Source organism: Pseudomonas maumuensis (genome assembly GCF_019139675.1).
Lineage (GTDB): Bacteria > Pseudomonadota > Gammaproteobacteria > Pseudomonadales > Pseudomonadaceae > Aquipseudomonas > Aquipseudomonas maumuensis.
In genome coordinates this window covers 938,076-963,001 of the sequence record NZ_CP077077.1, presented here as the reverse complement: position 1 = coordinate 963,001, position 24,926 = coordinate 938,076, and the positions used below count along the sequence as shown (strand labels likewise).

At 63.8% G+C, this 24,926-nt stretch carries 26 protein-coding genes and 1 tRNA gene; 17 read left to right on the top strand and 10 right to left on the bottom strand.

The features are described from left to right. Positions 1-46: 46 nt before the first annotated feature. From KSS90_RS04495 to KSS90_RS04485, 3 genes are all read right to left on the bottom strand, one after another. Complete coding sequence (locus KSS90_RS04495) at positions 47-517, bottom strand: hypothetical protein (protein WP_217868371.1); 471 nt, start codon at positions 515-517, stop codon at positions 47-49. A gap of 99 nt (positions 518-616) precedes the next feature. Next, complete coding sequence (locus KSS90_RS04490; protein ID WP_217868370.1) at positions 617-1,090, bottom strand: WbuC family cupin fold metalloprotein; 474 nt, start codon at positions 1,088-1,090, stop codon at positions 617-619. 2 nt (positions 1,091-1,092) lie between these two features. Then, positions 1,093-1,650 (bottom strand): hypoxanthine-guanine phosphoribosyltransferase, encoded by a 558-nt coding sequence (locus KSS90_RS04485; protein WP_023630749.1) that lies wholly within the window; start codon positions 1,648-1,650, stop codon positions 1,093-1,095. A gap of 165 nt (positions 1,651-1,815) precedes the next feature. On the opposite strand from KSS90_RS04485, the gene upp reads away from it, so the two are divergent. Together upp and KSS90_RS04475 are read left to right on the top strand one after the other, a co-directional pair. Next, complete coding sequence (gene upp / locus KSS90_RS04480; protein WP_023630748.1) at positions 1,816-2,454, top strand: uracil phosphoribosyltransferase; 639 nt, start codon at positions 1,816-1,818, stop codon at positions 2,452-2,454. 2 nt (positions 2,455-2,456) lie between these two features. Beyond that, positions 2,457-3,731, top strand: a complete 1,275-nt coding sequence (locus tag KSS90_RS04475; RefSeq protein WP_217868369.1) for a uracil-xanthine permease family protein — start codon at positions 2,457-2,459, stop codon at positions 3,729-3,731. A gap of 53 nt (positions 3,732-3,784) precedes the next feature. Here KSS90_RS04475 and hemH read toward each other — a convergent pair whose 3' ends face one another. Together hemH and KSS90_RS04465 are read right to left on the bottom strand one after the other, a co-directional pair. After that, positions 3,785-4,798, bottom strand: a complete 1,014-nt coding sequence (gene hemH / locus KSS90_RS04470; RefSeq protein ID WP_217868368.1) for a ferrochelatase — start codon at positions 4,796-4,798, stop codon at positions 3,785-3,787. Positions 4,799-4,811: 13 nt separating this feature from the next. Beyond that, the gene (locus tag KSS90_RS04465) at positions 4,812-5,717 is read right to left on the bottom strand and encodes a TIGR01777 family oxidoreductase (protein ID WP_217868367.1); all 906 of its coding nucleotides are present in this window, start codon (positions 5,715-5,717) and stop codon (positions 4,812-4,814) included. 185 nt (positions 5,718-5,902) lie between these two features. Between KSS90_RS04465 and KSS90_RS04460 the strand changes: the two genes are divergently transcribed. The 5 genes from KSS90_RS04460 to KSS90_RS04440 all read left to right on the top strand — a co-directional run bounded on the left by KSS90_RS04460 (position 5,903) and on the right by KSS90_RS04440 (position 10,963). Beyond that, entirely contained in the window at positions 5,903-6,889 is a 987-nt protein-coding gene (locus KSS90_RS04460; protein ID WP_217868366.1) for an NAD(P)/FAD-dependent oxidoreductase, read from the top strand. 105 nt (positions 6,890-6,994) lie between these two features. Beyond that, positions 6,995-7,963 (top strand): DUF523 and DUF1722 domain-containing protein, encoded by a 969-nt coding sequence (locus tag KSS90_RS04455; RefSeq protein WP_217868365.1) that lies wholly within the window; start codon positions 6,995-6,997, stop codon positions 7,961-7,963. Further along, positions 7,953-8,822: a MerR family transcriptional regulator gene (locus KSS90_RS04450; RefSeq protein ID WP_217868364.1), complete on the top strand. Its 870-nt coding sequence runs from the start codon at positions 7,953-7,955 to the stop codon at positions 8,820-8,822. The genes KSS90_RS04455 and KSS90_RS04450 overlap by 11 nt, the downstream gene beginning before the upstream one ends. A 21-nt stretch (positions 8,823-8,843) precedes the next feature. Further along, on the top strand, positions 8,844-10,286 hold the full coding sequence (gene phrB / locus KSS90_RS04445) for a deoxyribodipyrimidine photo-lyase (RefSeq protein ID WP_217868363.1): 1,443 nt from the start codon (positions 8,844-8,846) through the stop codon (positions 10,284-10,286). After that, positions 10,283-10,963 (top strand): SDR family oxidoreductase, encoded by a 681-nt coding sequence (locus tag KSS90_RS04440; RefSeq protein ID WP_217868362.1) that lies wholly within the window; start codon positions 10,283-10,285, stop codon positions 10,961-10,963. The genes phrB and KSS90_RS04440 overlap by 4 nt, the downstream gene beginning before the upstream one ends. Before the next feature lie 9 nt (positions 10,964-10,972). On the opposite strand, the gene murI is transcribed toward KSS90_RS04440, so the two are convergent. Genes murI through hemA form a run of 5 tightly spaced genes read right to left on the bottom strand, consistent with a single transcriptional unit; the run spans position 10,973 to position 15,700 of the window. After that, positions 10,973-11,770: a glutamate racemase gene (murI, locus tag KSS90_RS04435; protein ID WP_217868361.1), complete on the bottom strand. Its 798-nt coding sequence runs from the start codon at positions 11,768-11,770 to the stop codon at positions 10,973-10,975. Beyond that, positions 11,763-12,518 carry a molybdopterin-synthase adenylyltransferase MoeB gene (locus KSS90_RS04430; protein ID WP_217868360.1) on the bottom strand — a complete coding sequence of 252 codons (756 nt, stop codon included), beginning with the start codon at positions 12,516-12,518 and terminating at the stop codon, positions 11,763-11,765. Before KSS90_RS04430 ends, murI begins: the two co-directional genes overlap by 8 nt. Further along, on the bottom strand, positions 12,512-13,342 hold the full coding sequence (gene prmC / locus KSS90_RS04425; protein ID WP_217868359.1) for a peptide chain release factor N(5)-glutamine methyltransferase: 831 nt from the start codon (positions 13,340-13,342) through the stop codon (positions 12,512-12,514). Before prmC ends, KSS90_RS04430 begins: the two co-directional genes overlap by 7 nt. A gap of 1 nt (position 13,343) precedes the next feature. Next, complete coding sequence (gene prfA, locus KSS90_RS04420) at positions 13,344-14,426, bottom strand: peptide chain release factor 1 (protein ID WP_023632111.1); 1,083 nt, start codon at positions 14,424-14,426, stop codon at positions 13,344-13,346. Beyond that, on the bottom strand, positions 14,423-15,700 hold the full coding sequence (hemA, locus tag KSS90_RS04415; protein WP_038707349.1) for a glutamyl-tRNA reductase: 1,278 nt from the start codon (positions 15,698-15,700) through the stop codon (positions 14,423-14,425). The genes prfA and hemA overlap by 4 nt, the downstream gene beginning before the upstream one ends. Positions 15,701-15,982: 282 nt before the next feature. Here hemA and KSS90_RS04410 point away from each other — a divergent pair, with 282 nt between their 5' ends. From KSS90_RS04410 to KSS90_RS04365, 10 genes are all read left to right on the top strand, one after another. Then, complete coding sequence (locus KSS90_RS04410) at positions 15,983-17,704, top strand: tetratricopeptide repeat protein (protein WP_217868358.1); 1,722 nt, start codon at positions 15,983-15,985, stop codon at positions 17,702-17,704. Positions 17,705-17,707: 3 nt separating this feature from the next. Next, positions 17,708-18,325: a lipoprotein insertase outer membrane protein LolB gene (lolB, locus tag KSS90_RS04405; RefSeq protein WP_046857139.1), complete on the top strand. Its 618-nt coding sequence runs from the start codon at positions 17,708-17,710 to the stop codon at positions 18,323-18,325. A gap of 4 nt (positions 18,326-18,329) precedes the next feature. After that, complete coding sequence (gene ispE / locus KSS90_RS04400; protein WP_217868357.1) at positions 18,330-19,190, top strand: 4-(cytidine 5'-diphospho)-2-C-methyl-D-erythritol kinase; 861 nt, start codon at positions 18,330-18,332, stop codon at positions 19,188-19,190. Positions 19,191-19,210: 20 nt separating this feature from the next. Beyond that, positions 19,211-19,285, top strand: a tRNA-Gln gene (locus KSS90_RS04395). Positions 19,286-19,330: 45 nt separating this feature from the next. Beyond that, complete coding sequence (locus tag KSS90_RS04390; protein WP_016391678.1) at positions 19,331-20,272, top strand: ribose-phosphate pyrophosphokinase; 942 nt, start codon at positions 19,331-19,333, stop codon at positions 20,270-20,272. Between the two features lie 118 nt (positions 20,273-20,390). Next, entirely contained in the window at positions 20,391-20,987 is a 597-nt protein-coding gene (locus tag KSS90_RS04385; RefSeq protein ID WP_011532196.1) for a 50S ribosomal protein L25/general stress protein Ctc, read from the top strand. Positions 20,988-21,066: 79 nt separating this feature from the next. Continuing rightward, entirely contained in the window at positions 21,067-21,651 is a 585-nt protein-coding gene (gene pth, locus KSS90_RS04380) for an aminoacyl-tRNA hydrolase (RefSeq protein ID WP_023629555.1), read from the top strand. Between the two features lie 23 nt (positions 21,652-21,674). Further along, on the top strand, positions 21,675-22,775 hold the full coding sequence (gene ychF, locus KSS90_RS04375; protein ID WP_023629554.1) for a redox-regulated ATPase YchF: 1,101 nt from the start codon (positions 21,675-21,677) through the stop codon (positions 22,773-22,775). 477 nt (positions 22,776-23,252) lie between these two features. Then, positions 23,253-23,717, top strand: coding sequence for a phage tail protein (locus KSS90_RS04370; protein WP_217868356.1), 465 nt, complete (start codon positions 23,253-23,255; stop codon positions 23,715-23,717). A 91-nt stretch (positions 23,718-23,808) separates the two neighbouring features. Next, positions 23,809-24,924 (top strand): DUF2586 domain-containing protein, encoded by a 1,116-nt coding sequence (locus tag KSS90_RS04365; RefSeq protein ID WP_217868355.1) that lies wholly within the window; start codon positions 23,809-23,811, stop codon positions 24,922-24,924. Positions 24,925-24,926 lie beyond the last annotated feature (2 nt).

The following is a 24,926-nucleotide window of genomic DNA, read 5'->3' as shown; positions in this document are numbered from 1 at the left end:
GGACATTTTCGAAGGCCGGCAGTTTACCCCCCGGCGACGGCGAGCCTCAACGCGTTCGTACGGTGCCGGTGTGCAGGTCGGCCCAGACATGACCGTTGGCGTAGGTGAGGAACTGCACGTACAGGGTTTCGTTGCGCAAAAGGTCCATGATCACCCGATAATCGGCCATCGGATAGTTGAGGGTCAGGGTCCGGCTCTTGTCGTCGTAGACCGGCTTTTTCAGGCTCTTGCCGCCTTCGCCATCAAAGTTGAGCAGCACCTGGGCGATGGTTGAACCCTTGCTCAACGGCTTGCCCTTCAAGCGCATCTGCAAGGACGAAGTGATCGGGATGGGTTGCTGGTCGGACTGGCGCTGGGTGCCCACCACCACGGTGTAGTCGGTGACCTGCAGCAATTGCTGACTGGCCGGTGCCTCCTGGCGCAGGGACAGGTCGTCAGGCGGGAGGAACTGGCTGTGCAGCGGGGCGGCCGAGAGTGGCAGGCTCACCGCCAGCAGGAGGGGGACGATCGCACGCATGTGTGGCTCCTTGGCATGAGCAGGCACTCTACGCACAGGCCCTGTCGCGGAGCAAGCCGCTCCTGAGGTGAGGGAGCGGGCTCAAGACTGGGCGCAAGCTCAATCGAACTGCGCGCGCATCCAGGCGTGATACTCGGCAACACCCGCTTCACCTTCACGCGGCGCCCAATGAGCGTGCTCCCCCTCGCCCACCGGCCGGTACGGCCCGGCCTTGCACTCGAACATGACGCTGTCGGCCTCAAGCACCACCAGGCCATGGTAGGTGCCAGGCACCAGGTCGACCCCAAGACACTCGCCGCCCGCTTGCAGCACACGTTTGTCGGTGACCTGTCCCAGGTCATCGAAGATCAGCAAACCCAAACGCCCTTTCAGGACGATCAAGACCTCGGCCTTGTCGTCACTCAGGTGCCTGTGCGGTGGGATGTAGGTGGCTGGCTGCAAGCCCACCGCCATGCGGTGGCAGGGCTCTTCCATCTGGTGGAAGTTGTGGTGCTGGCGGCCACGCGGACTCTCGGCGGCCTTTTGTGCCAGCCCGACGAACAACGACTGATCGAGGAACGCAGGCTGGCGCATGCTCACATCCCCTTGACGGCGAAGAGGCCGTTGGCGTTGCGCCAGTAGCCCTTGTAGTCCATGCCGTAGCCGAAGACGTAGCGATCGACGCACGACAAGCCGGTGTAGGTGGCCTTCAGGTCCGGGCTGGCCTTGCGGTCGTGATCCTTGTCGATCAGCACCGCGGTATGCACGGCGCGCGCGCCGGCGTGCTTGCAGAACTCGATGATGGCGCTGAGGGTGTGGCCCTCGTCGAGGATGTCGTCGACGATCAGCACATCACGGTCGATGAACGACACTTCGGGCTTGGCCTTCCAGAACAGCTCGCCACCGCTGGTGGTGTTGCGATAGCGGGTGGCGTGCAGGTATGAGGCCTCCAGCGGGAACTGCAGGTGAGTCAGCAGCTTGCCGGAGAAGATCAGGCCACCGTTCATCACGCAGAAGACCACCGGGTTCTTGTCGTGCAGATCCTTGCAGATCTGCTTGCCGACCTCGGCGATGGCGGCCTCGACCTCGGCTTCGTTGTACAGGCAATCAGCCTCGCGCATCACTTGACGGATATGCTCGAGATCGGCGGACATGGCGCTCTCCAGGGGGTGCGTTTTGGAAAAGCGGGCAAAGGTACGCATCCGCTCGTCCCAGATCAAGCCTTTATGGACTAACGTGCACAATGACTGCACGACATCAAAGACTGAATAGATTAATCTAGCGCGGTTTTTTTGCCCGCCTCCCGGAGCCCTCCCCCTATGCCTACTCGTGAGATCCGCCATCCGCTGATCCGCCACAAGCTCGGCCTGATGCGCCGTGCCGATATCAGCACCAAGAATTTTCGCGAACTCGCCCAGGAAGTCGGTGCATTACTGACCTATGAAGCCACCCAGGACCTGCCGCTCGAAACCTACGAGATCGACGGTTGGTGCGGCAAGGTGCAGGTCGAGAAAATCGCCGGCAAGAAGATCACCGTGGTGCCGATTTTGCGCGCCGGCATCGGCATGCTCGACGGCGTGCTCAGCCTGATCCCGGGCGCCAAAGTCAGCGCCGTGGGCGTGGCCCGCAACGAAGAGACCCTCGAAGCCCATACCTACCTCGAAAAGCTCGCGCCGGACATCAACCAGCGCCTGGCCTTGATCATCGACCCGATGCTGGCCACCGGCAACTCGATGGTCGCCACCATCGACCTGCTGAAAAAAGCCGGCTGCAAGGAAATCCGCGCCATGGTCCTGGTCGCGGCGCCCGAAGGCATCGAGGTGGTGGAAAAAGCCCACCCGGACGTGCAGATCTACACCGCCTCGATCGACCAGCGCCTCAACGAGCACGGCTACATCGTGCCGGGCCTGGGTGATGCCGGCGACAAGATCTTCGGCACCAAGCAGAAGGACGCCTGACCATGCAGGACGGCTTCAACGACCCGCTCTGGCGCCAGGTCGTTTCGGGCGCGCAGATGCTCTTCGTGGCATTCGGCGCGCTGGTGCTGATGCCGCTGATCACCGGCCTCGACCCCAACGTGGCACTGTTCACCGCCGGTATCGGCACCCTGCTGTTCCAGCTGGTCACGGGCCGTCAAGTCCCGGTTTTCCTGGCTTCGAGCTTCGCCTTCATTACCCCGATCATCCTCGCCAAGGGCCAGTTCGGCCTGGCCGAGACCATGGGCGGCGTCATGGCTGCAGGCTTCGTGTACACCTTCATGGGCCTGATGGTGAAGATCAAGGGCACCGGCTTCATCGACCGCATGCTGCCGCCGGTAGTGATCGGGCCGGTGATCATCTCCATCGGCCTGGCCATGGCGCCGATCGCCGCCAACATGGCGATGGGCAAAGGTGGCGACGGCGCTGCGCTGATGCCGTACAAGACCGCCATGCTGATCTCCATGCCGGCCCTGTTGACCACGCTGATCGTTGCGGTGTTCGGCAAGGGCATCTTCCGCCTGGTGCCGATCATTGCCGGTGTGCTCGTCGGCTTCGCCCTGTCGTTCGCCTTCGGCGTGGTCGACACCGCCAAGATCGCCGCGGCACCATGGCTGGAAGTGCCGAATTTCACCGCGCCAGCGTTCAACTGGCAGGCGATCCTGTTCATCGTACCGGTGGCCCTGGCCCCGGCGATCGAGCACATCGGCGGCGTGATCGCCGTGGGCAGCGTGACCGGTCGGGACTACCTCAAGAAGCCGGGCCTGCACCGCACCCTGCTCGGTGATGGCCTGGCCACCACCGCGGCCGGCCTGTTCGGTGGTCCGCCCAACACCACCTACGCCGAAGTGACCGGCGCGGTGATGCTGACCAAGAACTACAACCCGAAGATCATGACCTGGGCGGCGGTATTCGCCATCACCCTGGCCTTCATCGGCAAGTTCGGCGCATTGCTGCAGAGCATTCCGGTACCGGTGATGGGCGGCATTCTCTGCCTGCTGTTCGGTTCGATCGCCGCGGTGGGCATGAACACCATGATCCGCCACAAGATCGACCTGGCCGAAGCCCGCAACCTGGTGATCGTCTCGGTGACTCTGGTGTTCGGTATCGGCGGCGTGCTGATCGGTAGCGGTGACGGCCCGGACGACTGGGGCCTGAAGGGCATCGCTCTGTGCGCCGTGGTGGCCATTGCCCTGAACCTGATCCTGCCGGGCAATGATGGCTGGAAGAACAAGAAGCTGGATGATCAGTTGCCCTGATCGGACCGCGGCGTTCGTGGGAGCGGGCTAGCCCCGTTCCCACGAACACTTGCTCAGGCCTTTTCGCACATCCCCGCCAGTACCCTCACCCACTCCGGGTGATCGTTCAGGCACGGCACCAGCACCAGTTCCTTGCCGCCGGCCTCGATGAACTGCTCGCTGCCGCGCATGCCGATCTCTTCCAGTGTCTCGATGCAGTCGGCGACAAACGCCGGGCACATCACCAGCAACTTCTTCACTCCCGCCTTGCCCAGCTCATCAAGCCGCGTTTCGGTATAGGGCTCGATCCACTTGGCCCGACCCAGACGCGATTGGAACGACACCGACCACTTGCCGTCGGGTATGCCCATCTTCGTAGCGAACGCCCTGGCTGTGGCCAGGCACTGGCCGCGATAGCACACCGCGCGCATCTCGGCGCTGGCGTCCTTGCAGCAGTCGGCCGCCTGGAAGTCATGGTTGCCGGTGGGGTCGAGCTTTTTCAGGTGCCGCTCGGGCAAACCATGGAAGCTAAGCAGCAGGTGATCGTAGTCCTGCTCCAGGTACGGGCGGGCACTGGCGGCCAATGCCTCGATATAGTCGGGATGCTCGTAGAACGGCTGGAGCACGCGAGTCTGCAAGGGCAGCCGGCGCTCGGCGATGGTCTGCTTCGCCAGCTCCACCACCGTGGTCACGGTACTGTCGGCGAACTGTGGATAAAGCGGTGCCAACGTCACCTTGCGCACACCTTGCGTGGCCAGGCGCTCGAGCACGTCAGGCAGTGCCGGCTCGCCATAGCGCATGGCGATCTCCACCGGGCCATGGGGCCAATGCTCGAGCATCGCCTGGCGCAGGCGGCGGGTCAGCACCACCAAGGGTGAACCTTCATCCCACCAGATCGACCCGTAGGCATGGGCCGACTGCTCCGGCCGCTTGATCAGGATCAGCGACACCAGCAACCGCCGCACCGGCCAAGGCAGATCGATCACATACGGGTCCATGAGGAATTGGTTGAGGTAACGGCGCACGTCGGCCACCGAGGTGGAGGCCGGCGAGCCCAGGTTGACCAACAGCAGAGCGTGATCGGTCATGCAGCGTCCTATGTCAGAGGCGGCTGGACAGGTTGTCCAGGGCCGATTGCAGATCGTTGAAGCGGAACGTGAAACCTGCCGCCAGCAAGCGCACCGGACGGGCGCGCTGGCCACCGAGCAGCAGGGTCGACAATTCACCAAGCCCGGCCTTGAGCAGCAGGGCCGGCATCGGCATGAACGCCGGGCGATGCAAGGTACGGCCCAGACGCTTGGCGAACTCCCGATTGCGCACCGGCTCCGGCGCGCAGGCATTATAAGGACCGCTCGCATCCTTGTGCTGCATGAGAAAATCAATCAAGGCGATTTGATCGTCGATATGCACCCAAGGCATCCACTGCCGGCCATCGCCCAGAGGCCCGCCCAGGCCCAGTTTGTAGGGCAGGAGCAGGCGCGACAAAAAGCCGCCATCGGCTGCCAGCACCAGGCCGGTACGCACCAGCACCACGCGGATCCCCAATGCCTGGGCACGCAGCGCGGTCTCCTCCCAGGCGATGCACAGCTGGCTGGCGAAGTCCTCCTTCACCGGCGCCGAAGTCTCCGTAAGCTCGCGCTCGCCACCATCGCCGTACCAACCCACCGCAGAGCCTGAAACCAGCACCGACGGCTTCTGCTCACGACTCTCCAGCCAGGCCAGCAACTGTTCGGTGAGCGCCACCCGGCTGGCCCAGAGCAGAGTGCGCCGCGCCGCAGTCCAGGGCCGATCGGCGATGGGCGCACCGGCCAGGTTGATGACCGCATCCACTGTGTCGTCCTCGGCGATATCGTCCAGCCGCGCGACGCCACGCACTCCAGTGCCACAGATTTTCGCCACCTGTTCCGGCCTGCGGCTCCAGACCGTCAGCCGATGGCCCTCGCCTAGCCACCGTTGGCACAGGTGTTGGCCGATAAGGCCGGTACCGCCGGTCAGCAATATATGCATGGCTGTGTCCTCACACTTGGCAGCCGTGGTCTATTTTTAAGATCAAGGCACTTTTTTGACCGATCGCTCTCGGATAAACATAGGCCACCAGCCTATCGAGCGGAATAACCTTATACAAACATTGTGCATTGTACAGGTTTGCTGGGCAGCGTACGCTGCGTGAAGCTAGGTTCGAAGAGGCCATCATGACAGTACCCATCGCCATCATCGGAGCCGGTATCGCCGGCCTGTCCGCAGCCCAGGCCCTGCAGAAGGCCGGGCAGACCGTCCACCTGTTCGACAAGGGCCATGGCAGCGGTGGCCGCATGGCCAGCAAGCGCAGTGACGCCGGAGCCCTCGACCTGGGCGCGCAGTATTTCACTGCCCGTGACCGGCGGTTTGTCGAGCAGGTTCAGCACTGGGTCGCTTCAGGCTGGGCCGAACAATGGAAGCCGCAGCTGTACAACTACCGCGATGGCCAACTGACCCCTTCCCCCGACGAACAGACGCGCTGGGTCGGCGTGCCGCGCATGAGCGCCATCACTCGCGGCCTACTCAAGGATGTCACGGTGAACTTCGGCTGCCGCATCGCCGAGGTGTTCCGCGGCAAGCAGTACTGGCACCTGCAGGACACCGAAGGTTGCAGCCACGGGCCATTCAGCCGGGTAGTGATCGCCGTACCTGCGCCCCAGGCCACCCCCTTGTTGGCCGCCGCGCCCAAGCTCGCGGCGGTCGCCGCCGGCGTGCAAATGGAGCCGACCTGGGCCATCGCCCTGGGCTTCCAGACACCGCTGGAAACCCCGATGCAGGGCTGCTTCGTGCAGGACAACCCGCTCGACTGGCTGGCCCGCAACCGCAGCAAACCAGGCCGCGACGAGCAACTCGACACCTGGGTGCTGCACGCCACCTCCAACTGGAGCAAGCAGCACATCGACCTGCCCAAGGAGGAAGTGATCGAGCAACTGTGGGGAGCATTCGCCGAACTGGTTGGCTGCGTGGTGCCCGCGCCCACCTTCGCCCTCGCCCACCGCTGGCTGTACGCCCGCCCTGCGGTCAACCACGAATGGGGCACACTGGCCGATGCCGACCTGGGCCTGTACGCCTGTGGCGACTGGTGCCTGTCCGGGCGCGTCGAAGGTGCCTGGCTCAGCGGCCAGGAGGCCGCCAGGCGTCTGCTGGAGCACCTCGAGTAAGCGTGCGCAAGACTTATACAAAAATTATGCTTGTATAAGTTTTCATCTGTGCTGAAATTGACTTGTACAAACTGCTCCTTCTGTACAGGTATTTCGGAGACCGCGATGAACGCTCCCCTTTCCAGCCGCAAGCCACGCCTGGCCATCAGTGCCTGCCTGACCGGCTTGAATGTGCGCTACAACGCAGGCCACAAAGCCTCAAGCCTGTGTCTGGACCTGCTCGATGGACATTTCGACTGGGTACCGTTATGCCCCGAGGTCGCTATCGGTCTGGGAACGCCGCGCGAGCCCATTCGCCTGGTCGGTGATCCCGAGCATCCGGCAGTCACCGGCACGCGCAACAGCAGCACCGACTTCGCCGGCCCGCTACGCGCCTACGGGGAGCAGATGGCCGACCAGCTCGACGACATCTGCGGCTACATTTTCATGCAGAAATCGCCGTCTTGCGGGCTTGAACGGGTGAAGGTCTACCAGGAGGATGGCCGTCCTGCCCACCAGGGGGGACGTGGTGCCTATGCCGCGGCATTCTGCGAGCGGCGTCCGGACCTGCCGGTCGAGGAGGAAGGTCGCCTGCACGATCCAGTGCTGCGGGAAAATTTCATCGCCCGGGTCTACGCCTACGCCGACTGGCAGCAACTGCTGCAGCAAGGGCTGAGCCGTGGCGCATTGATCCACTTCCACGCTCGCTACAAATATTTGCTGATGGCCCACAATCCGCAGGGCTATCGCCAGTTGGGCCGCCTGCTTGGCAGCATGCGCCGCGACGATGACCCGGCGCAGCTCGGCCCACGCTACTTCAGTCACCTGATGCAGGCATTGCGCCGCTGCGCCAGCCGCGGCACCCACGGCAATGTACTGCAGCACCTGAGCGGCTACCTGCGCAACGACTTGGGCCAGGCGGACAAGGAGGAGCTGCGACAGGTCATCGGCCAGTACCAGAAAGGCGTGGTGCCATTGGTCGTGCCCTTGACCCTGCTCAAGCATCACCTGCGCAGCTATCCCGATCCTTACCTGCTGCAACAAGCCTACCTGCAACCCCATCCGGAAGACCTCGGGCTGCGCAATGCCATCTGACCAACTGTTACCCATCGGCGAAGTGGCCCGCCTGACCGGCGTCAACCCAGTCACCCTGCGCGCCTGGGAGCGTCGCTACGGCCTGATCAAGCCTCAGCGCACCCCCAAGGGCCATCGCCTCTACCCACAAGACCAGGTGCAGCGGGTCCAGGCCGCACTACGCTGGCTCGAGCGCGGCGCGGCAATCAGTCAAGTGTGCGAGCTGCTGGACAACACGACGAGCGCCCCAACAGCTCTGCAAGGCGAATGGGGCGATCGTACCGAACAACTGATCGCATCGATCGCCCACCTTGCCCAGCGTCCCCTGGACCAACTGTTGAACCAGGTGATGGCCCTCTACCCTGCCGTGACGGTCTGCGAACGCCTGTTCTTGCCCCTGCTCGAGGCGCTCACCCTACGCTGGCAAACCCATTTCGACGCCCGCCTGGAACAGGTGTTCTTCCAGACCTGGCTGCGCAGCAAGCTAGGGGCGAGGATCTATCACGATGGCCACTCGCTCGCCGGCCCCTGCGTACTGCTCGCCCGCACCGACGATACCCCCTTCGACCCGGAGTTCTGGCTCTGTGCCTGGCTGCTGAGCAGCCATGGCTACCCCTTGGAGATTCTCGAGTGGTCTGTCGAGCCTCGCCAGTTGCGCCTGGCCGTGGAGCGGCTGCGGCCACAAGCACTGCTGCTGCATCTCGGACGCCGCCCTGACCTCGTCGCGCTGGCCCGCATGCTGCGTGAAATCAACGTGAGGAAACTCCTGGGCGGCGGCACGGTCACTCTTCATGAGAGCGAACTACGCGCATTGTCGCTACCCGACCTGCACCTGTTCGACAGCCCGCAAGCCGCCTTGCGCGGCCTTCAGCAACCCTGACCAACCTTGGGCTCGCATTCCATGCAACTGATCTGGCTACGCAGTGACCTGCGTGTCAACGACAACACCGCTCTAACGGCCGCCTGCCAGCGCGGCCCGACCTTGGCCCTCTGGGTCGCCAGCCCCGGCCAGTGGCTGGCCCATGATGACGCGCCCTGCAAGGTCGACTTCTGGCTGCGCAACCTGCGAACGCTGCGCCAGTCGCTGGAGGCGCTGAACGTGCCCCTGCTGATACGCCAGACCGACAGCTGGGATCAAGTTCCTCGATGCGTGCTCGATGTCTGCCGCCAACACGCTATCGAAGCCGTGCATTGGAACGATGAATACGGCCTCAACGAGACCCGGCGTGACGAGGCGACCCGCGATTTGTTGCAACAGGTCGGCATCGACGCAATCGCTCACCTCGACCAGTTGCTGTTCCGGCCCGGCAGCGTACTGACCCGCGGCGGCCAGTATTTTCAGGTCTTCAGCCAGTTCAAACGGGTCTGCCTGGAACATCTGCATCGCAGCCTGCCGCCCCTTGCTCGACCCGTACAGCGTCAACATGCCTTGGGGATCGACAGCGACGCCATTCCCGAGCATATCGAAGGCTTCGATACCCCGTCCGATGCCCTGCGCCAGCTCTGGCCCGCCGGTGAGGATGAAGCACGGCAACGGCTGCAGCGCTTCGTCGCCGAGACCGTCGAGGATTACGCGCACCTGCGCGACCTACCCGCCAAGGCTGGCACCAGCCAACTTTCTCCCTACCTGGCGGCGGGTGTGATCTCGCCACGCCAGTGCCTGCACGCGGCCCTGGCGAGCAACCAGGGTGAGTTCGACAGCGGTGGCGTCGGTGTGCAGACCTGGATCAACGAGCTGTTGTGGCGGGAGTTCTACAAGCACACGTTGGTCGGCTACCCCCGCGTCTCGCGTCATCGCGCCTTCCGCCTGCAGACAGAAGCACTGCCCTGGCGCGACGCGCCCGACGATCTGCAGGCCTGGAAGGAAGGGCGCACCGGCTTCCCCCTTATCGATGCCGCCATGCGTCAGTTGCTGCACACCGGCTGGATGCACAACCGCCTGCGCATGATCGTCGCCATGTTCCTCAGCAAGAACCTGCTGATCGACTGGCGGCTTGGCGAACGGCATTTCATGCGTCACCTGATAGACGGCGACCTGGCCGCCAACAACGGCGGCTGGCAGTGGAGCGCGTCGACCGGTACCGACGCGGTGCCCTATTTCCGGATCTTCAACCCCGTTACCCAGTCACAACGCTTCGACCCGAAAGGTGCGTTCATTCGGCGATGGCTGCCCGAACTGGAAGAAAAGGACGATAAATCGATTCATTACCCAGTGAAATCTGCCGATCTATTTGCTACAAATCATTACGCGAACCCGATAGTCGATCTCGATAGCAGCCGCCAACGCGCATTGGAAGCCTTCAAAAGCTTGTCCAGCTGGCAGGATCAGGGGCATAGAGCATGACACGTCGTTTCTGGATTACAGGAGCCAGCCATGGAATTGGCCTGGCCTTGGTGGAACAGTTGCTCGCACAGGGGCACACGGTGGCCGCCAGTGGCAGGGATAGCCAGGAACTCGATACCTTGGGGGCACGTCACGGCACACGCTTGCTGCGACTTTTCGGCCCCTTGCAGGACGCCAGCCAGCGGCTTCAGGCGCAATTGGATGGGCTCGACGGCCTGATCATCAATGCCGGGACCTGCGATTACCTGGGCGACGATGTGACGGCTGCAGATCTGTTCGAGCAGATCGTCAGCAGCAACCAACAAGCCACGTACCAGTGCCTGAGCGCCGCGCTACCGTTGTTGGCCAAGGGCGCGAAACCGCAGGTCATGGCCATCCTCAGCCGCTATTCGGCATTGCAGCTGTTCGAGCCGAATCAACCGCTCAGTGGCGGCAATAGCCTGCCAACATGGCTGAGCGAGCAACGCAACGCTCTGCACACGCTGGGCATCGATCTGACCGTGGTGGGGCCTCAATCGCTGAAGGCCCCGGCAACCTCGGTGCAAGCCGTTCCGGAGCCCTGGACGGCGCAAAGCGCCGCGCAAGAGTTGCTGGCACGCCTGGATCAGCGCCAACCCGAGCTGGTGCTGGAGGTTATCGATCCAGGCGAGCTGTGGCCGTTACCGAAGCGCAGTTGACCGCACGTTTCAAGGCAGGAAGCGCTGCACGCAAGCGGGGCGCTTCCACAACAACGGCAGGACTTTCTGCAGGTTGCCTGGCTCGCCGCTACTCCAGAATGCCGTCGCCCGCGGCGGCCCTTCGCTGAGCAGCTCATGCGCCCCCAGCAAACGCTGCAGTTGGCGCGCCACGGCAGCGCCCGTGTCGATGATCGCCACTTGCGCCGGCACCATCTCGGCCAGCATCGGCCGCAGGAACGGATAGTGCGTACAGCCCAGGATCAAGGTGTCGCAACCGGCTGCCAGCAAAGGCTTCACATAGCCCGACAGCAACTGGCGCAATTGCTCGCTGGCAAGATCCCCCGCCTCGATGCGCTCGACCAAGCCAGGGCAAGGCTGGGTGATCACCCGCACGTCATTGGCGAAGCGATCGAGCAACGCGGCGAACTTGGCGCTCTGCAGGGTGCCGGTGGTCGCCAGCACGCCAACCACGCCGGAGCGGGTCGCCGCCGCTGCTGGCTTGACCGCCGGCTCCATGCCCACCAGCGGCCAGTCCGGGTACAGCTCGCGCAGGTCGGCCACCGCGGCCACGGTGGCGGTGTTGCACGCCAGCACCATGGCCTTGGCGCCCTGTTCGTGGAAAAACCCGGCGATATGCCGCAGGCGCTGGCGAATGTAGTCCGGCGATTTCTCGCCATACGGCACATGGCCGCTGTCGGCCACGTACAACAAGGACTCGTTGGGCAGCAGGCGCTGGATTTCGGCCAGCACCGACAAGCCGCCGACGCCGGAGTCCATCACGCCCACCGGCGCCGTGCGCTCAGCCATGGCGCGTGGCGCATACGGCGCAGGCAGGGTCGCGCTTGACCCGCAGCTCGCGCATGCGAGTACTCAAGGCGTCGATCAGCAACAGGCGACCCACCAGTGGCTCGCCAAAACCTGCCAGCAGCTTCAGGGCCTCCAGTGCTTGCAGGCTACCGACCAGCCCCACCAACGGACCGATCACCCCGGCCTCGCTGCAAGTCAGTTCGGCTTCGCTGCCATGGCCATACAGGCAGTGGTAACAGGGGCTGGTGTCACGCCGTGTGTCGAACACCGACAACTGGCCCTCGAGCCGGATCGCCGCACCGCTGACCAACGGCTTGCCGGCCAAGACACAGGCGGCATTGACCGCTTCCCGAGTGCCGAAGTTATCGGAACAGTCCAGCACCACGTCCACCGCCGCCACGGCGGCGGCCAGCGAATCCTCGTCCAGCGCCCGGCGATGGGCGACCAGGGTGATTTCCGGGTTGATCGCCTGCAAGCGCTTGATCGCCGAATCCACCTTGCTCATGCCGACGCTGTCGCTGTCGTGAATGACCTGGCGTTGCAGGTTAGTGAGGTCGACGGTGTCGAAATCGGCCAGGTGCAATTGGCCGACACCGGCAGCGGCCAGGTACAGCGCCACCGGCGAGCCCAAACCGCCAAGGCCGATCACCAGCGCCTTGCCGTGCTTCAAGCGCAACTGGCCGTCGATGTCCACCTGCGACAGCAGGATCTGCCGGCTGTAACGCAACAGTTCCAGGTCGCTCAGCATGGCAGGTGCCCCAGGCTGATACGCTGGTGGCCGCCCAAATCGGTACGACTGGCGACCTCGATGAAGCCGCTGGCCGCCAGCAGTTCGCGTACCGCCGGGGCCTGGTCGTAGCCATGTTCGAGCAGCAGCCAGCCGCCGGGCACCAGATGCCCTGGCGCCTGGGCGACGATCACGCGCAGATCGTCCAGCCCGTCTTCACCGGCCACCAGTGCGCTGCTGGGTTCGAAACGCACGTCACCGGCCACCAGATGCGGATCTGCGGCGCGGATGTAGGGCGGGTTGCTGAGGATCAAGTCGAAACGTTCACCGGCGAGGGCGTCGAACCAGTGGCTGGCACGCACCTGGACATTGCCCAGGCCCAGGCGCTGGCGGTTGCGCTCGGCCAGGGCCACGGCCTCGTCGATACGGTCCACCGCCGTCACCTGCCAACCGGGACACTCGCTGGCCAGGGCCAGGGCGATGGCCCCGGTGCCGGTGCCCAGGTCGAGCACCCGGGCGGGCTTGGGCGAAACCAGCTCCAGGGCGGTCTCCACCAGCAGCTCGGTGTCCGGGCGCGGGATCAGCGTGTGCGGCGCCACTTCCAGGTCCAGCTTCCAGAACCCCTGCTGGCCGAGGATATAGGCCACCGGTTCACCGGCGCGCCGGCGCTCGAGGTAGCTGGCGAAGGCGGCTACCGCCTCGCTGCTGACGATGCGCTCGGGCCAGGTGTGCAGGTAGCTGCGCGACTTGCCCAGGGCCGCGGCCAGGAGCAACTCGGCGTCCAACCGTTCGGTCGGCGAGTCGGGCAACTGTGCATTGCGCAACAAGCTGGCGATGATGGTCATCTCAGTCCCCCAGGGCAGCCAGCTGGTCGGCCTGGTATTCGGCCAGCAACGGTTCGATCACCGCGTCTACGCCACCGGCGAGAATATCGTCGAGCGAGTAAAGGGTGAGGTTGATGCGGTGGTCGGTGACCCGGCCCTGCGGATAATTGTAGGTACGGATGCGTTCGGAGCGGTCGCCCGAGCCGACCAGCAGCTTGCGCTCGCTGGCGATGGCGTTCTGCGCTGCGCTGGTCTGCATGTCGTTGAGCTTGGCCGAGAGCCAGGACATGGCACGGGCACGGTTCTTGTGCTGCGAACGTTCTTCCTGGCACTCGACCACGATGCCGGTGGGCAAGTGGGTGATACGGATCGCCGAATCGGTCTTGTTGACGTGCTGGCCGCCGGCACCGGATGCGCGGTAGGTGTCCACGCGCAGGTCGGCCGGGTTGATCTCGATCGCCACCTGCTCGTCAGGCTCGGGCAACACCGCCACGGTGCAGGCGGAGGTATGGATACGGCCTTGCGACTCGGTTTCCGGCACACGCTGCACACGGTGCGCGCCGGACTCGAACTTCAGCTTGCCGTAGACGCTGTCCCCTTCGACCCGGGCGATGATCTCCTTGTAGCCACCGTGCTCGCCTTCGTTCTCGGAGAGGATCTCCAGGCGCCAGCCGCGCTTTTCGGCATAGCGCGAGTACATGCGGAACAGGTCGCCGGAGAAGATCGCCGCTTCGTCGCCACCGGTACCGGCACGGATTTCCAGGAACACGTTGCGCCCGTCGTTGGGGTCCTTGGGCAGCAGCATGCGCTGCAGCTGGGACTCCAGGCCCACCAAAAGCTCTTTGGCTTCACGCACTTCCTCGACCGCCATCTCGCGCAGATCGGGGTCGGCGTCCTTGAGCAGCGCCTGTGCGCCTTCAAGGTCGTCCTGAACCTTGCGCCACTCTTTATAGGCGCCGATCACCGGCTCGACTTCGGCATATTCACGGGAATAGGCGCGAAAGCGCGTCTGGTCGGAAATGACTTCGGCATCACCGAGCAGCGCGGTGAGTTCCTCGAAGCGGTCCTGGAGCGTGTCCAGTTTGTTCAGCAGCGACGCTTTCATTGCGGGGATTTGTCCGTCGAGCCCTCGTCGAGGGCGAAGAGTTCCTGGGCCATGGCCAGCGCATCGAGGCGGCCTTCGGCGGAGAGCTTTTTCAGTTGCACGCTGGGTGCATGCAACAGCTTGTTGGTCAGGCCCCGGGCCAGCTGCATGAGCACGTCCTCGGGGTTGCCGCCGTTGGCCAGCAGGCGCTGGGCCTTTTGCAGTTCCTCGTCGCGCAGGCGCTCGCTTTGCTGGCGGTAGGCCTTGAGCACGTCCACCGCCGCCAGCTCGCGCAGGCGCACCATGAAATCGTCCGCGCCCGCCGATACCAGCTCCTCGGCGGCCTGGGCCGCGCCCTGGCGGCTCTTGAGGTTTTCCGCGACCACTTCATGCAAGTCGTCGACGGTATAGAGGTAAACGTCGTCCAGCTCGCCGACCTGCGGCTCGATGTCTCGCGGCACGGCGATGTCGACCATGAAGATCGGCTTGTGCCGGCGCTGCTTCAGCGCGCTCTCCACCGCGCCCTTGCCCAGGATCGGCAACTGGCTGGCGGTGGAGCTGATGACGATGTCGCTGTTGGCCAGCTCCTGCGGGATGTCCGCCAGTAATACCGCATGGGCACCGAACTGTTCGGCGAGGATACTGGCGCGCTCCAGGGTACGGTTGGCCACGACGATACGCCGCACGCCCTGCTCGTGCAGGTGGCGGGCGACCAGGGTGATGGTCTCGCCGGCGCCGATCAGCAGCGCCTGGCTGCGGCCCAGGTCGGAGAAGATCTGTTTGGCCAGGCTGACTGCGGCAAACGCCACCGACACTGGGTTCTCACCGATGGCGGTATCGGTGCGCACCTGCTTGGCGGCACTGAAGGTGGCCTGGAACAGGCGCCCAAGCAGCGGGCCGACAGTGCCGGCCTCGCGCGCCACGGCGTAGGCCGATTTCATCTGACCGAGGATCTGCGGCTCGCCGAGCACCAGCGAATCGAGGCCGGAGGCCACGCGCATCATGTGCCGGACCGCGTCATGCTCCTCGTGGACGTAGGCGCTGGCGCGCAGTTCGTCGAGGCTCAACTGGTGATAGTCGGCCAGCCATTGCAGCACGGCATCGGCGGCAAGGTGGTCCTGTTCTATGTAGAGTTCGCTACGGTTGCAGGTCGACAGGATCGCCGCTTCGCGGCTGGCGGTCAGTCGGCACAGCTGCTGCAGGGCATCGACCAGCTGCTCGGGCGTAAACGCCACGCGCTCGCGTACGTCTACCGAGGCAGTCTTATGGTTGATACCAAGGGCAAGAAAGGCCATGCAAGATCGCTGGTTGGGACGTGAAGCCGATAATTGTCCTACTTCGCAGGTTCCAGAACAACCACCGTTCGCTATTGACCTGATCGACCGGCCTAATCGCCGTAGCCTCGAAGCGCTCGCACCGCGGCTGCGCCGACCGCGTCAACACGATCATCAGCCCGATACCGGAACCTCCAGCCCCCGGCCATGGTCGCAGTTAACCTGATGCTTCGCAGGTGGGTTTGCCATCGCGCTTGTGTCATCATGCTCCGACCGCCGGTTTAGCCTCTTTATTAAGCCCCTATGAACAAATCCTACGCATTGCTGCTTGCCCTCGCCCTGCTTCAAGGCTGCCAGAGCCTGGCCCCGAAGACGGACGTCCAGACGCCCGCCGCCGACGCCGGCAAGAGCGCGGAAAAGCCCGTGGTGTACGGATCGTTCAAGCAGGACACCCTGTACAGCCTGCTGGTGGCAGAGCTGGCTGGCCAGCGCAACCGCTTCGACATCGCCCTGGCCAACTACGTCGATCAGGCCGAAAAGACCCAGGACCCGGCCGTCTCCGAACGTGCCTATCGCATCGCCGAGTACCTGGGCGCCGACGAACCGGCCCTGGACACCGCGCTGATCTGGGCCCGCAACGACCCGCAGAACCTCGACGCCCAGCGCGCCGCCGCCATCCAGTTGGCCCGCGCCGGGCGTTACGACGACTCCATGACTTATATGGAGAAGGTGCTGCAAGGCCAGGGCGATACCCATTTCGACTTCCTCGCCCTGTCGGCCGCCGAGACCGACCAGCATACCCGCGACGGCTTGATGCAAAGCTTCGACCGCCTGCTGGTGAAGTACCCCGAGAACAGCCAGCTGGTGTTTGGCAAGGCTTTGCTGCTGAACCAGGATGACAAGCCGCAACAGGCCCTCGACCTGCTCGAAGCCCACCCGCCACAGAATGGCGAGATCGCCCCGGTGCTGCTGCGCGCCCGCCTGCTGCAGGCCCTGGAGCGCGGTCCGGAGGCCCTGCCGCTGCTGCGCGGCGCAATCCGCGACAACCCCGAAGACAAGCGCCTGCGCCTGACCTACGCGCGCACCCTGGTCGAGCAGGACCGCATCGACGACGCCAAGGCCGAGTTCGAAAGCCTGCTCCAGCAATACCCGGAAGACGACGAGATCCGCTACTCGCTGGCCCTGGTATGCCTGGAAACCAAACACTGGGACGAGGCCGAAGGCTACCTGCAGGAACTGGTCGAGCGTGACGCCAATGTCGATGCCGCCCACCTCAACCTCGGCCGTATCCGTGAAGAACGCAGCCAACCAGCCGCCGCCCTGCGCGAGTACGCCCTGGTCGGCCCCGGCCCGGACTACCTGCCGGCACAACTGCGCCAGGCCGATATCCTGATTGCCAACGGCCGCAGCGCCGAAGCCTCGAAACTGCTCGCCGAGGCCCGCGAGGCGCAGCCGGACTACGCCATCCAGCTGTATCTGATCGAGGCCGAAAGCCTGGGCAACAACGGCAAGGAAACCCAGGCAGCCCAAGTGCTGGAGCAGGCAATCAAGCGCTACCCCGACGACCTCAACCTGCTCTACACCCGGGCCATGCTCGCCGAGAAGCGCAACGACCTGGTGCAAATGGAAAAAGACCTGCGCGCCATCATCGCCCGCGAGCCGGAAAACGCCATGGCCCTCAACGCCCTGGGCTACACCCTGGCCGACCGCACCACCCGCTACGGCGAAGCCAAGGCGCTGATCGAAAAAGCCCACCAGCTCACCCCGGACGACCCGGCCGTGCTCGACAGCCTGGGCTGGATCGCCTATCGCACCGGCAACCTCGAGGAAGCCGAGCGCCAGCTGCGCCTGGCCTTCGAACGCTTCCCCGACCATGAAGTCGCCGCCCACCTGGGCGAAGTCCTCTGGGCCAACGGCAAACGCCGCGAAGCCCGCCAAGTCTGGGCCAAGGGCTTCGAAGCCCAGGCCGACAGCCCCATCCTGCGCAAGACCCTCCTGCGCCTGACCGGATCCGAGAGCCTGTAAACCATGTTCCTGCGTCATTGCATCACCTTCACCCTCATCGCCCTGCTCGCCGGCTGCGCCGGCTTCGGCAGCAAGGAAGCCGTGCAGGGCCAGGGCAACCCGCAGCTGTGGCGCGAGCACAAACAGCAGTTGGGCAGCCTCGACGGCTGGCAGATCAACGGCAAGGTCGGCATCCGCGCCCCGCGTGACTCGGGCAGCGGCACGCTGTTCTGGCTGCAACGCCAGGACTACTACGACATCCGCCTGGCCGGCCCCCTGGGCCGCGGCGCGGCACGCCTGACCGGGCGCCCCGGCGGCGTGGTGCTGGAAGTCGCCAACCAGGGCCGCTACGAGGCGGCCAACCCCGAGGCCCTGCTGGAAGAGCAACTGGGCTGGCGCCTGCCTGTGTCGCACCTGGTCTGGTGGGTGCGCGGCCTGCCCGCCCCGGACAGCAAGAGCCAGCTGACCCTCGACGGCGACAGCCGCCTGGCCAGCCTCGCCCAGGACGGCTGGAAGGTCGAATACCTGAGCTATGTGGAGCAGAACGGCTACTGGCTGCCCGAGCGCCTGAAGCTGCACGGCGAGAACATCGACGTGACCCTGGTGGTCAAGGACTGGCAGCCACGCCAGCTGGGACACTGATTCGATGCAAAAGTTGACACTGCCTGCACCGGCCAAGCTCAACCTGTGGCTGCACATTACTGGGCGCCGCGCCGACGGTTACCACGAGCTGGAAACCGTGTTCCAGTTTCTCGAGCACGGCGACGAACTGGGCTTCGCCCTGCGCGACGATGGCCAGATCTGCCTGCGGACGGAAATTGACGGCGTGCCCCACGACAGCAACCTGATCGTTCGCGCGGCGCGGATGCTGCAGACCCAGTCCGGCACCAAGCTCGGTGCCGACATCTGGCTGCACAAGGTACTGCCCATGGGCGGCGGCATCGGTGGCGGCAGCTCTGACGCGGCGACCACCCTGCTGGCACTTGCGCACTTGTGGCAGCTGGACTGGGACGAAGACCGCCTGGCGGCCCTGGGCCTTTCGCTTGGCGCCGATGTGCCGGTGTTCGTCCGCGGCCATGCTGCCTTTGCCCAGGGTGTTGGGGAGCAACTGACCCCGGTCGACCCCGCCGAACCCTGGTATGTCGTGCTGGTACCGCAAGTGTCTGTCAGCACAGCGGAAATTTTTTCGCATCCAGAGTTGACACGTGATTCCCTCCCCCTTAAGATGCGCCCCGTTCCCGAGGGAAACAGTCGAAATGACTGCCAACCGGTAGTAGAGCAACGTTATCCTGAAGTTCGCAATGCGCTGATTTCATTGGGTAAATTTACCGAAGCTCGAATGACCGGCACTGGAAGTTGTGTGTTTGGGGCCTTCCCAAGCAAAGCCGAAGCTGATAAAGTTCTGGCCCTTCTTTCAGAGACCCAAACAGGGTTTGTGGCGAAAGGAAGCAATGTTTCGATGTTGCATCGCAAGCTGCAAAGTCTGATCAAGAAGTCGAGTTCATAAGAATTCGCAGCAACAGATACAGGGGCGTCGCCAAGCGGTAAGGCAGCAGGTTTTGATCCTGCCATGCGTTGGTTCGAATCCAGCCGCCCCTGCCATTTCTTATACTCATCCAGGTTACCCTCAGCCTTCAGGTACTGCGCGTGTCCAAGATGATGGTCTTCACGGGGAATGCTAACCCCGATCTGGCTCGGCGTGTCGTACGTCAGCTGCATATTCCACTGGGTGATGTTTCTGTCGGTAAGTTCTCCGACGGCGAAATCAGTGCTGAAATCAACGAAAATGTCCGCGGTAAAGACGTCTTCATCATTCAGCCCACCTGTGCCCCAACCAACGACAATCTGATGGAACTGGTAGTGATGGCCGACGCCTTCCGCCGCTCCTCAGCGTCGCGAATCACCGCCGTGATTCCTTACTTCGGATACGCCCGCCAGGACCGCCGTCCGCGTTCGGCACGTGTAGCCATCAGCGCCAAAGTCGTCGCTGACATGCTCACTGTCGTAGGTATCGACCGTGTACTCACCGTCGACCTGCACGCTGACCAGATCCAGGGTTTCTTCGATATCCCCGTCGACAACATCTACGGCTCGCCCGTACTGGTCGACGACATCGAAGACCAGCGTTTCGAGAACCTGATGATCGTTTCCCCGGACATCGGTGGTGTGGTGCGTGCTCGCGCCGTCGCCAAGTCCCTGGGCGTCGATCTCGGGATCATCGACAAGCGCCGCGAAAAGGCTAACCACTCCGAGGTTATGCACATCATCGGCGACGTCGAAGGACGCACCTGCATCCTGGTAGACGACATGGTCGACACCGCCGGCACCCTGTGCCACGCGGCCAAGGCCCTGAAAGAACACGGCGCTGCCAAGGTTTATGCCTACTGCACGCACCCTGTCCTGTCGGGCCGCGCGATCGAGAACATCGAGAAGTCGGTACTGGACGAGCTGGTGGTGACCAACACCGTTCCGCTGTCCGCCGCTGCTCAAGCCTGTGACCGTATCCGCCAGCTGGATATCGCACCGGTTGTCGCTGAAGCGGTACGCCGCATCAGCAACGAAGAATCGATCAGCGCGATGTTCCGCTAAGCGGAACACGTGTTGATATGAAGCGCCCCGCCCCAGCATTCGTTGGGGCGGGGCTTTTTTGCCATCCCCGTTGGCGCTGGTCGCAAACGCCCTCGGGGGGCTATTTTGGAGAAGCAAAATGACTGATTTCATCCTGAACGCCCAAGCGCGTACTGACCTGGGGAAAGGTGCGAGCCGCCGCCTGCGTCACTCCGCCAACATCCCTGCCGTTGTCTACGGTGGCGATAAAGAAGCCCAGTCCCTGACCATCGTGGCCAAGGAAATCGCCAAGCTGTTCGAAAACGAAGCTGCCTTCAGCCACGTTATCGAACTGAATGTCGACGGCGCCAAGCAGAACGTCGTGGTCAAGGCCATGCAGCGTCACCCAGCCAAAGGCTTCATCATGCACGCCGACTTCGTTCGCGTCGTTGCTGGCCAGAAGCTGACCGCCAAGGTCCCGGTTCACTTCGTCGGCGAAGAAGCCCCGATCAAGAAAGGCGGCGAGATTTCGCACGTCGTTTCCGAGATCGAAGTTTCCTGCGAAGCCAAAGACCTGCCTGAGTTCATCGAAGTCGACCTGTCCAAGGCCGAAGTCGGCACCATCATCCACCTGTCGGACCTGAAAGCTCCGAAAGGCGTAGAGTTCGTCGCTCTGGCCCACGGTGATGACAAAGCTGTTGCCAACGTCCACGCCCCGCGCGTTGCCGCTGAAGCTGCTGAAGGCGCTGCCGAGTAATCCACTCGCACGCCGGCGTTGATCGGGTTACAGTGCCGCGCGCACCGTAACCCACCAACTCCAAGGAAGAGCCCCTGACGTGACCGCCATCCAGTTGATCGTCGGCCTGGGTAACCCCGGCCCCGAATACGAACAGACCCGGCATAACGCAGGGGCTCTTTTCGTTGAACGCCTCGCCAGCGCCCAGCGTGTCTCGCTGTCCGCTGACAAAAAGTATTTCGGCCTGACGGCTAAATTCAGCCATCAAGGCAACGATGTTCGTTTGCTGATCCCCACCACCTACATGAACCGTAGCGGCCAGTCCGTGGCGGCTCTGGCGAATTTCTTCCGCATCAAGCCGGAAGCGATCCTGGTGGCGCACGACGAACTCGACCTGCCCCCCGGCGTCGCCAAGCTCAAGAGAGGCGGCGGCCATGGTGGGCACAACGGCCTGCGCGACATCATCGCGCAGCTCGGCAACCAGAACGACTTCCACCGCCTGCGGCTTGGCATCGGCCACCCGGGTGACGCCAAACTGGTCTCTAACTTCGTCCTGGGCCGCGCGCCGCGCGCCGAGCAGGAGAAGCTCGACGCCAGCATCGATTTTGCCCTCGGCGTGATGCCCGACGTGCTTGCCGGCGACTTCGCCAAGGCGATGCGCGAACTGCACAGCCAGAAGGCCTGACACTTTTAGATAGGGGAATACCCATGGGTTTCAATTGCGGCATCGTCGGCCTGCCCAACGTCGGCAAGTCCACCCTGTTCAACGCCCTGACCAAGTCCGGCATCGCGGCGGAGAACTTCCCCTTCTGCACCATCGAGCCGAACAGCGGCATCGTGCCGATGCCCGACGCACGCCTGGCCGCGCTGGCCGAGATCGTCAAGCCGAACCGTATCCTGCCGACCACCATGGAGTTCGTCGATATCGCCGGCCTGGTTGCTGGCGCCTCGAAAGGTGAAGGCCTGGGCAACAAGTTCCTCGCCAACATCCGCGAGACCGACGCTATCGCCCACGTGGTGCGCTGCTTCGAAGACGAGAACGTGATCCACGTTTCCAACAGTGTCGACCCCAAGCGCGACATCGAGATCATCGACCTCGAACTGATCTTCGCCGACCTCGACAGCTGCGAGAAGCAACTGCAGAAGGTCGCCCGCAACGCCAAAGGCGGCGACAAGGATGCCCTGGCGCAAAAGGCCATCCTGGAAAAACTGATCCCGCACTTCACCGAAGGCAAGCCGGCACGCAGCCTGATGAAGAACATGGCTGACGACGAAAAAGCCGTCATCCGCGGCTTCCACCTGCTGACCAGCAAGCCGGTGATGTACATCGCCAACGTTGCCGAAGATGGCTTCGACAACAACCCGCACCTGGACGTAGTCAAGGCCATCGCCGAGGAAGAAGGCGCGGTCGTGGTACCGGTGTGCAACAAGATCGAAGCCGAGATCGCCGAGCTCGACGACGGTGAGGAGAAGGACATGTTCCTCGAGGCCCTGGGCCTGGAAGAGCCTGGCCTGAACCGCGTGATCCGCGCCGGCTACGAACTGCTCAACCTGCAGACCTACTTCACTGCCGGCGTGCAGGAAGTGCGTGCCTGGACCGTGCGCGTGGGCGCCACCGCGCCGCAGGCGGCCGGCGTTATCCACACCGACTTCGAGAAAGGCTTCATCCGCGCCGAAGTGGTGGCCTATGACGACTTCATCCAGTTCAAGGGTGAGAGCGGTGCCAAGGAAGCCGGTAAATGGCGCCTTGAAGGCAAGGACTACATCGTCAAGGACGGCGACGTGATGCACTTCCGCTTCAACGTCTGATGCAGTGCCCCTGAAAAAACCCGCTTCGGCGGGTTTTTTTTCGCCTACAGAAAAGCCCTACAACCCCCGCCCGCAAAGACCGATATGCATATTGGCAATTCTTTATGCATAAATATTTCCACATTCGCATTGACTGCATATGCATTGCTGCATAATCTGTATCTCGAACCGGACAGCAACCGGTTGTTACACAGGCAGCGATGAACAGGCCTCGACTGTTCAGAGGGTTGGCAACTGGCCCGGGTGTGCAGCGTAAAGCACCACGATCAGTTATCCGGCGGGCACACGGCCGCGGTCGGAGTCACCAATTCGAAGCGCAACCGCATGGCGTCACCAGTCGTGGCCAGCGGTGACCACGCGCATTACTGAAAAGCCTGCACGGCGGGCTTTTTGGAATGCCGCTCCTTAGGGCCAGCCACTCTCACACGAGTACCCAACGATGACTTTTTCAGGCAACCCCGCCCCGAGGTCAGCCCCATGAACCAGTTGAAAGCACTGACCACCTACCTGCTCGAACGCCAGCTGGTGCCCGCTGAACAACTGCATGCCTGGGCGCAGCAACTCGACCTGCAACTGACATGGACACAGACCGAACTAGGCCTGCACATGGGCAACCTGCGCTACCGCGCCCTGTTCGATCTCGACGACTTCAACGATCACCCCGGACGCCTGATGGCCCTCGCCGGGAGTTGGCTGGAAGCCAAAGACCCCGGGCGCCATCTGTTCGCCCTTCCGGCACCGACGCTCACCGTAAAACAGAAGGCCCCAGGCAGCGACTTGCTGGATGTGTCGCTGGCCCTGGAGTTCGTCGAGCCCCTTTACCTGACCGAGGACGCAGCCGGAGAAATCGAGGTCTTCGGCAAGACCTGGTCATTCCAGCACCACGACCTGTGGATCGCCGAACAAGGCGATGTGGTCGTGCAGGGCAGCCCTCTCCCCTGACCTGTTACCCGGGCCCAGCGCCCGTCCCGCCGGCAACCTGATTGGCAGGCTCCGGCACAACCCTTCAATCACCCCGCTAACGAGGCAACCTATGGCACTCGGTAAAATCAGCGTGAACAATCTCAACCTCGGCCAGGGTGCCGTGACCGAGATCGAGCGCTACTTCCTTTTCATCGGCCCCGCCGCCAAGAACGTCGGCAAGCTGCTGGCCCTGAACACTGACAGCGACCTGGACAACGAGCTAGGCGTGGCCGCCAGCGACCTGAAGACCCAACTGATCGCCGCCCGCGCCAACGGCGGCAGCCGCTGGGCCTGCCTGGCCGCGCCGATCGGCGCCGAAGGCGACTGGGCCAGCGCCCTGGAGTACGCCCAGCAACACGGCTACTCGGTCGAAGGCATCGTCGTCACCAAGCCGGTGACCGCCGGCGCGGAACTGCTGGCCTTGCACACCGCCGCCGAACAGCTGAACGCTCGCCATGGCCGGCGTTCGTTCGTCCTGGCCGCGTCCGCCGGCATCCTGCCGACCGTGACCTGGTCGGACTACGTGCTCGAGCAGAAGGCGCTCACCGACGGTATCGCCGCGCCACGTGTCGTGGTGGTGCCGCAGCTGCACGGCAACGACCTGGGCGTGCTCGCCGGTCGCCTGGCCAATGCCGCCTGGAGCATCGCCGATACCCCGATGCGCGTCGCCAGTGGCCCTGTCCTGGGCCTGGGCAGCGTGCCTGCGGACAAGGACGGCGTACCGCTGCCCTCGGCAGTACGCAGCGAGCTGGACAAGGCACGCTTCTCCGTATCCCAGACCTACCCGGACTACGAGGGTGTGTACTGGGGCGATGCCAACATGCTCGACACCGCCGCCAGCGACTTCCAGGTCCTGGAATACCTGCGCCTGGCCGACAAGGCCGCCCGCCAGGTCCGTCCGCTGCTGATCCGCCGTATCGGTGACCGCCGCCTGAACAACAGCCCCGCCAGCATGGCCGCCAACACCAGCGCATTGATGGCGCCGCTGCGCCGCATGGCCAAGGCGGTGAAATTCGCCGGCGAAGTGTTCCCGGGCGAAATCCAGCCGCCGCGCGACGGCGACTTGGTCATCGTCTGGAAGAGCCACACCCAGGTGGAAGTGTTCATCCGCATCCGCCCGCACAACTGCCCCAAGGACATCACCGCGAACATCGCGCTGGACCTTTCCCAGGACAACCAGGAGTAACC

Excerpts from the sequence above, each read along its gene's own strand:
- KSS90_RS04495 (WP_217868371.1), bottom strand. The coding sequence starts at position 517 with ATGCGTGCGATCGTCCCCCTCCTGCTGGCGGTGAGCCTGCCACTCTCG.
- KSS90_RS04490 (WP_217868370.1), bottom strand. The coding sequence starts at position 1,090 with ATGCGCCAGCCTGCGTTCCTCGATCAGTCGTTGTTCGTCGGGCTGGCA.
- KSS90_RS04485 (WP_023630749.1), bottom strand. The coding sequence starts at position 1,650 with ATGTCCGCCGATCTCGAGCATATCCGTCAAGTGATGCGCGAGGCTGAT.
- upp (WP_023630748.1), top strand. The coding sequence starts at position 1,816 with ATGCCTACTCGTGAGATCCGCCATCCGCTGATCCGCCACAAGCTCGGC.
- KSS90_RS04475 (WP_217868369.1), top strand. The coding sequence starts at position 2,457 with ATGCAGGACGGCTTCAACGACCCGCTCTGGCGCCAGGTCGTTTCGGGC.
- hemH (WP_217868368.1), bottom strand. The coding sequence starts at position 4,798 with ATGACCGATCACGCTCTGCTGTTGGTCAACCTGGGCTCGCCGGCCTCC.
- KSS90_RS04465 (WP_217868367.1), bottom strand. The coding sequence starts at position 5,717 with ATGCATATATTGCTGACCGGCGGTACCGGCCTTATCGGCCAACACCTG.
- KSS90_RS04460 (WP_217868366.1), top strand. The coding sequence starts at position 5,903 with ATGACAGTACCCATCGCCATCATCGGAGCCGGTATCGCCGGCCTGTCC.
- KSS90_RS04455 (WP_217868365.1), top strand. The coding sequence starts at position 6,995 with ATGAACGCTCCCCTTTCCAGCCGCAAGCCACGCCTGGCCATCAGTGCC.
- KSS90_RS04450 (WP_217868364.1), top strand. The coding sequence starts at position 7,953 with ATGCCATCTGACCAACTGTTACCCATCGGCGAAGTGGCCCGCCTGACC.
- phrB (WP_217868363.1), top strand. The coding sequence starts at position 8,844 with ATGCAACTGATCTGGCTACGCAGTGACCTGCGTGTCAACGACAACACC.
- KSS90_RS04440 (WP_217868362.1), top strand. The coding sequence starts at position 10,283 with ATGACACGTCGTTTCTGGATTACAGGAGCCAGCCATGGAATTGGCCTG.
- murI (WP_217868361.1), bottom strand. The coding sequence starts at position 11,770 with ATGGCTGAGCGCACGGCGCCGGTGGGCGTGATGGACTCCGGCGTCGGC.
- KSS90_RS04430 (WP_217868360.1), bottom strand. The coding sequence starts at position 12,518 with ATGCTGAGCGACCTGGAACTGTTGCGTTACAGCCGGCAGATCCTGCTG.
- prmC (WP_217868359.1), bottom strand. The coding sequence starts at position 13,342 with ATGACCATCATCGCCAGCTTGTTGCGCAATGCACAGTTGCCCGACTCG.
- prfA (WP_023632111.1), bottom strand. The coding sequence starts at position 14,426 with ATGAAAGCGTCGCTGCTGAACAAACTGGACACGCTCCAGGACCGCTTC.
- hemA (WP_038707349.1), bottom strand. The coding sequence starts at position 15,700 with ATGGCCTTTCTTGCCCTTGGTATCAACCATAAGACTGCCTCGGTAGAC.
- KSS90_RS04410 (WP_217868358.1), top strand. The coding sequence starts at position 15,983 with ATGAACAAATCCTACGCATTGCTGCTTGCCCTCGCCCTGCTTCAAGGC.
- lolB (WP_046857139.1), top strand. The coding sequence starts at position 17,708 with ATGTTCCTGCGTCATTGCATCACCTTCACCCTCATCGCCCTGCTCGCC.
- ispE (WP_217868357.1), top strand. The coding sequence starts at position 18,330 with ATGCAAAAGTTGACACTGCCTGCACCGGCCAAGCTCAACCTGTGGCTG.
- KSS90_RS04385 (WP_011532196.1), top strand. The coding sequence starts at position 20,391 with ATGACTGATTTCATCCTGAACGCCCAAGCGCGTACTGACCTGGGGAAA.
- ychF (WP_023629554.1), top strand. The coding sequence starts at position 21,675 with ATGGGTTTCAATTGCGGCATCGTCGGCCTGCCCAACGTCGGCAAGTCC.
- KSS90_RS04370 (WP_217868356.1), top strand. The coding sequence starts at position 23,253 with ATGAACCAGTTGAAAGCACTGACCACCTACCTGCTCGAACGCCAGCTG.
- KSS90_RS04365 (WP_217868355.1), top strand. The coding sequence starts at position 23,809 with ATGGCACTCGGTAAAATCAGCGTGAACAATCTCAACCTCGGCCAGGGT.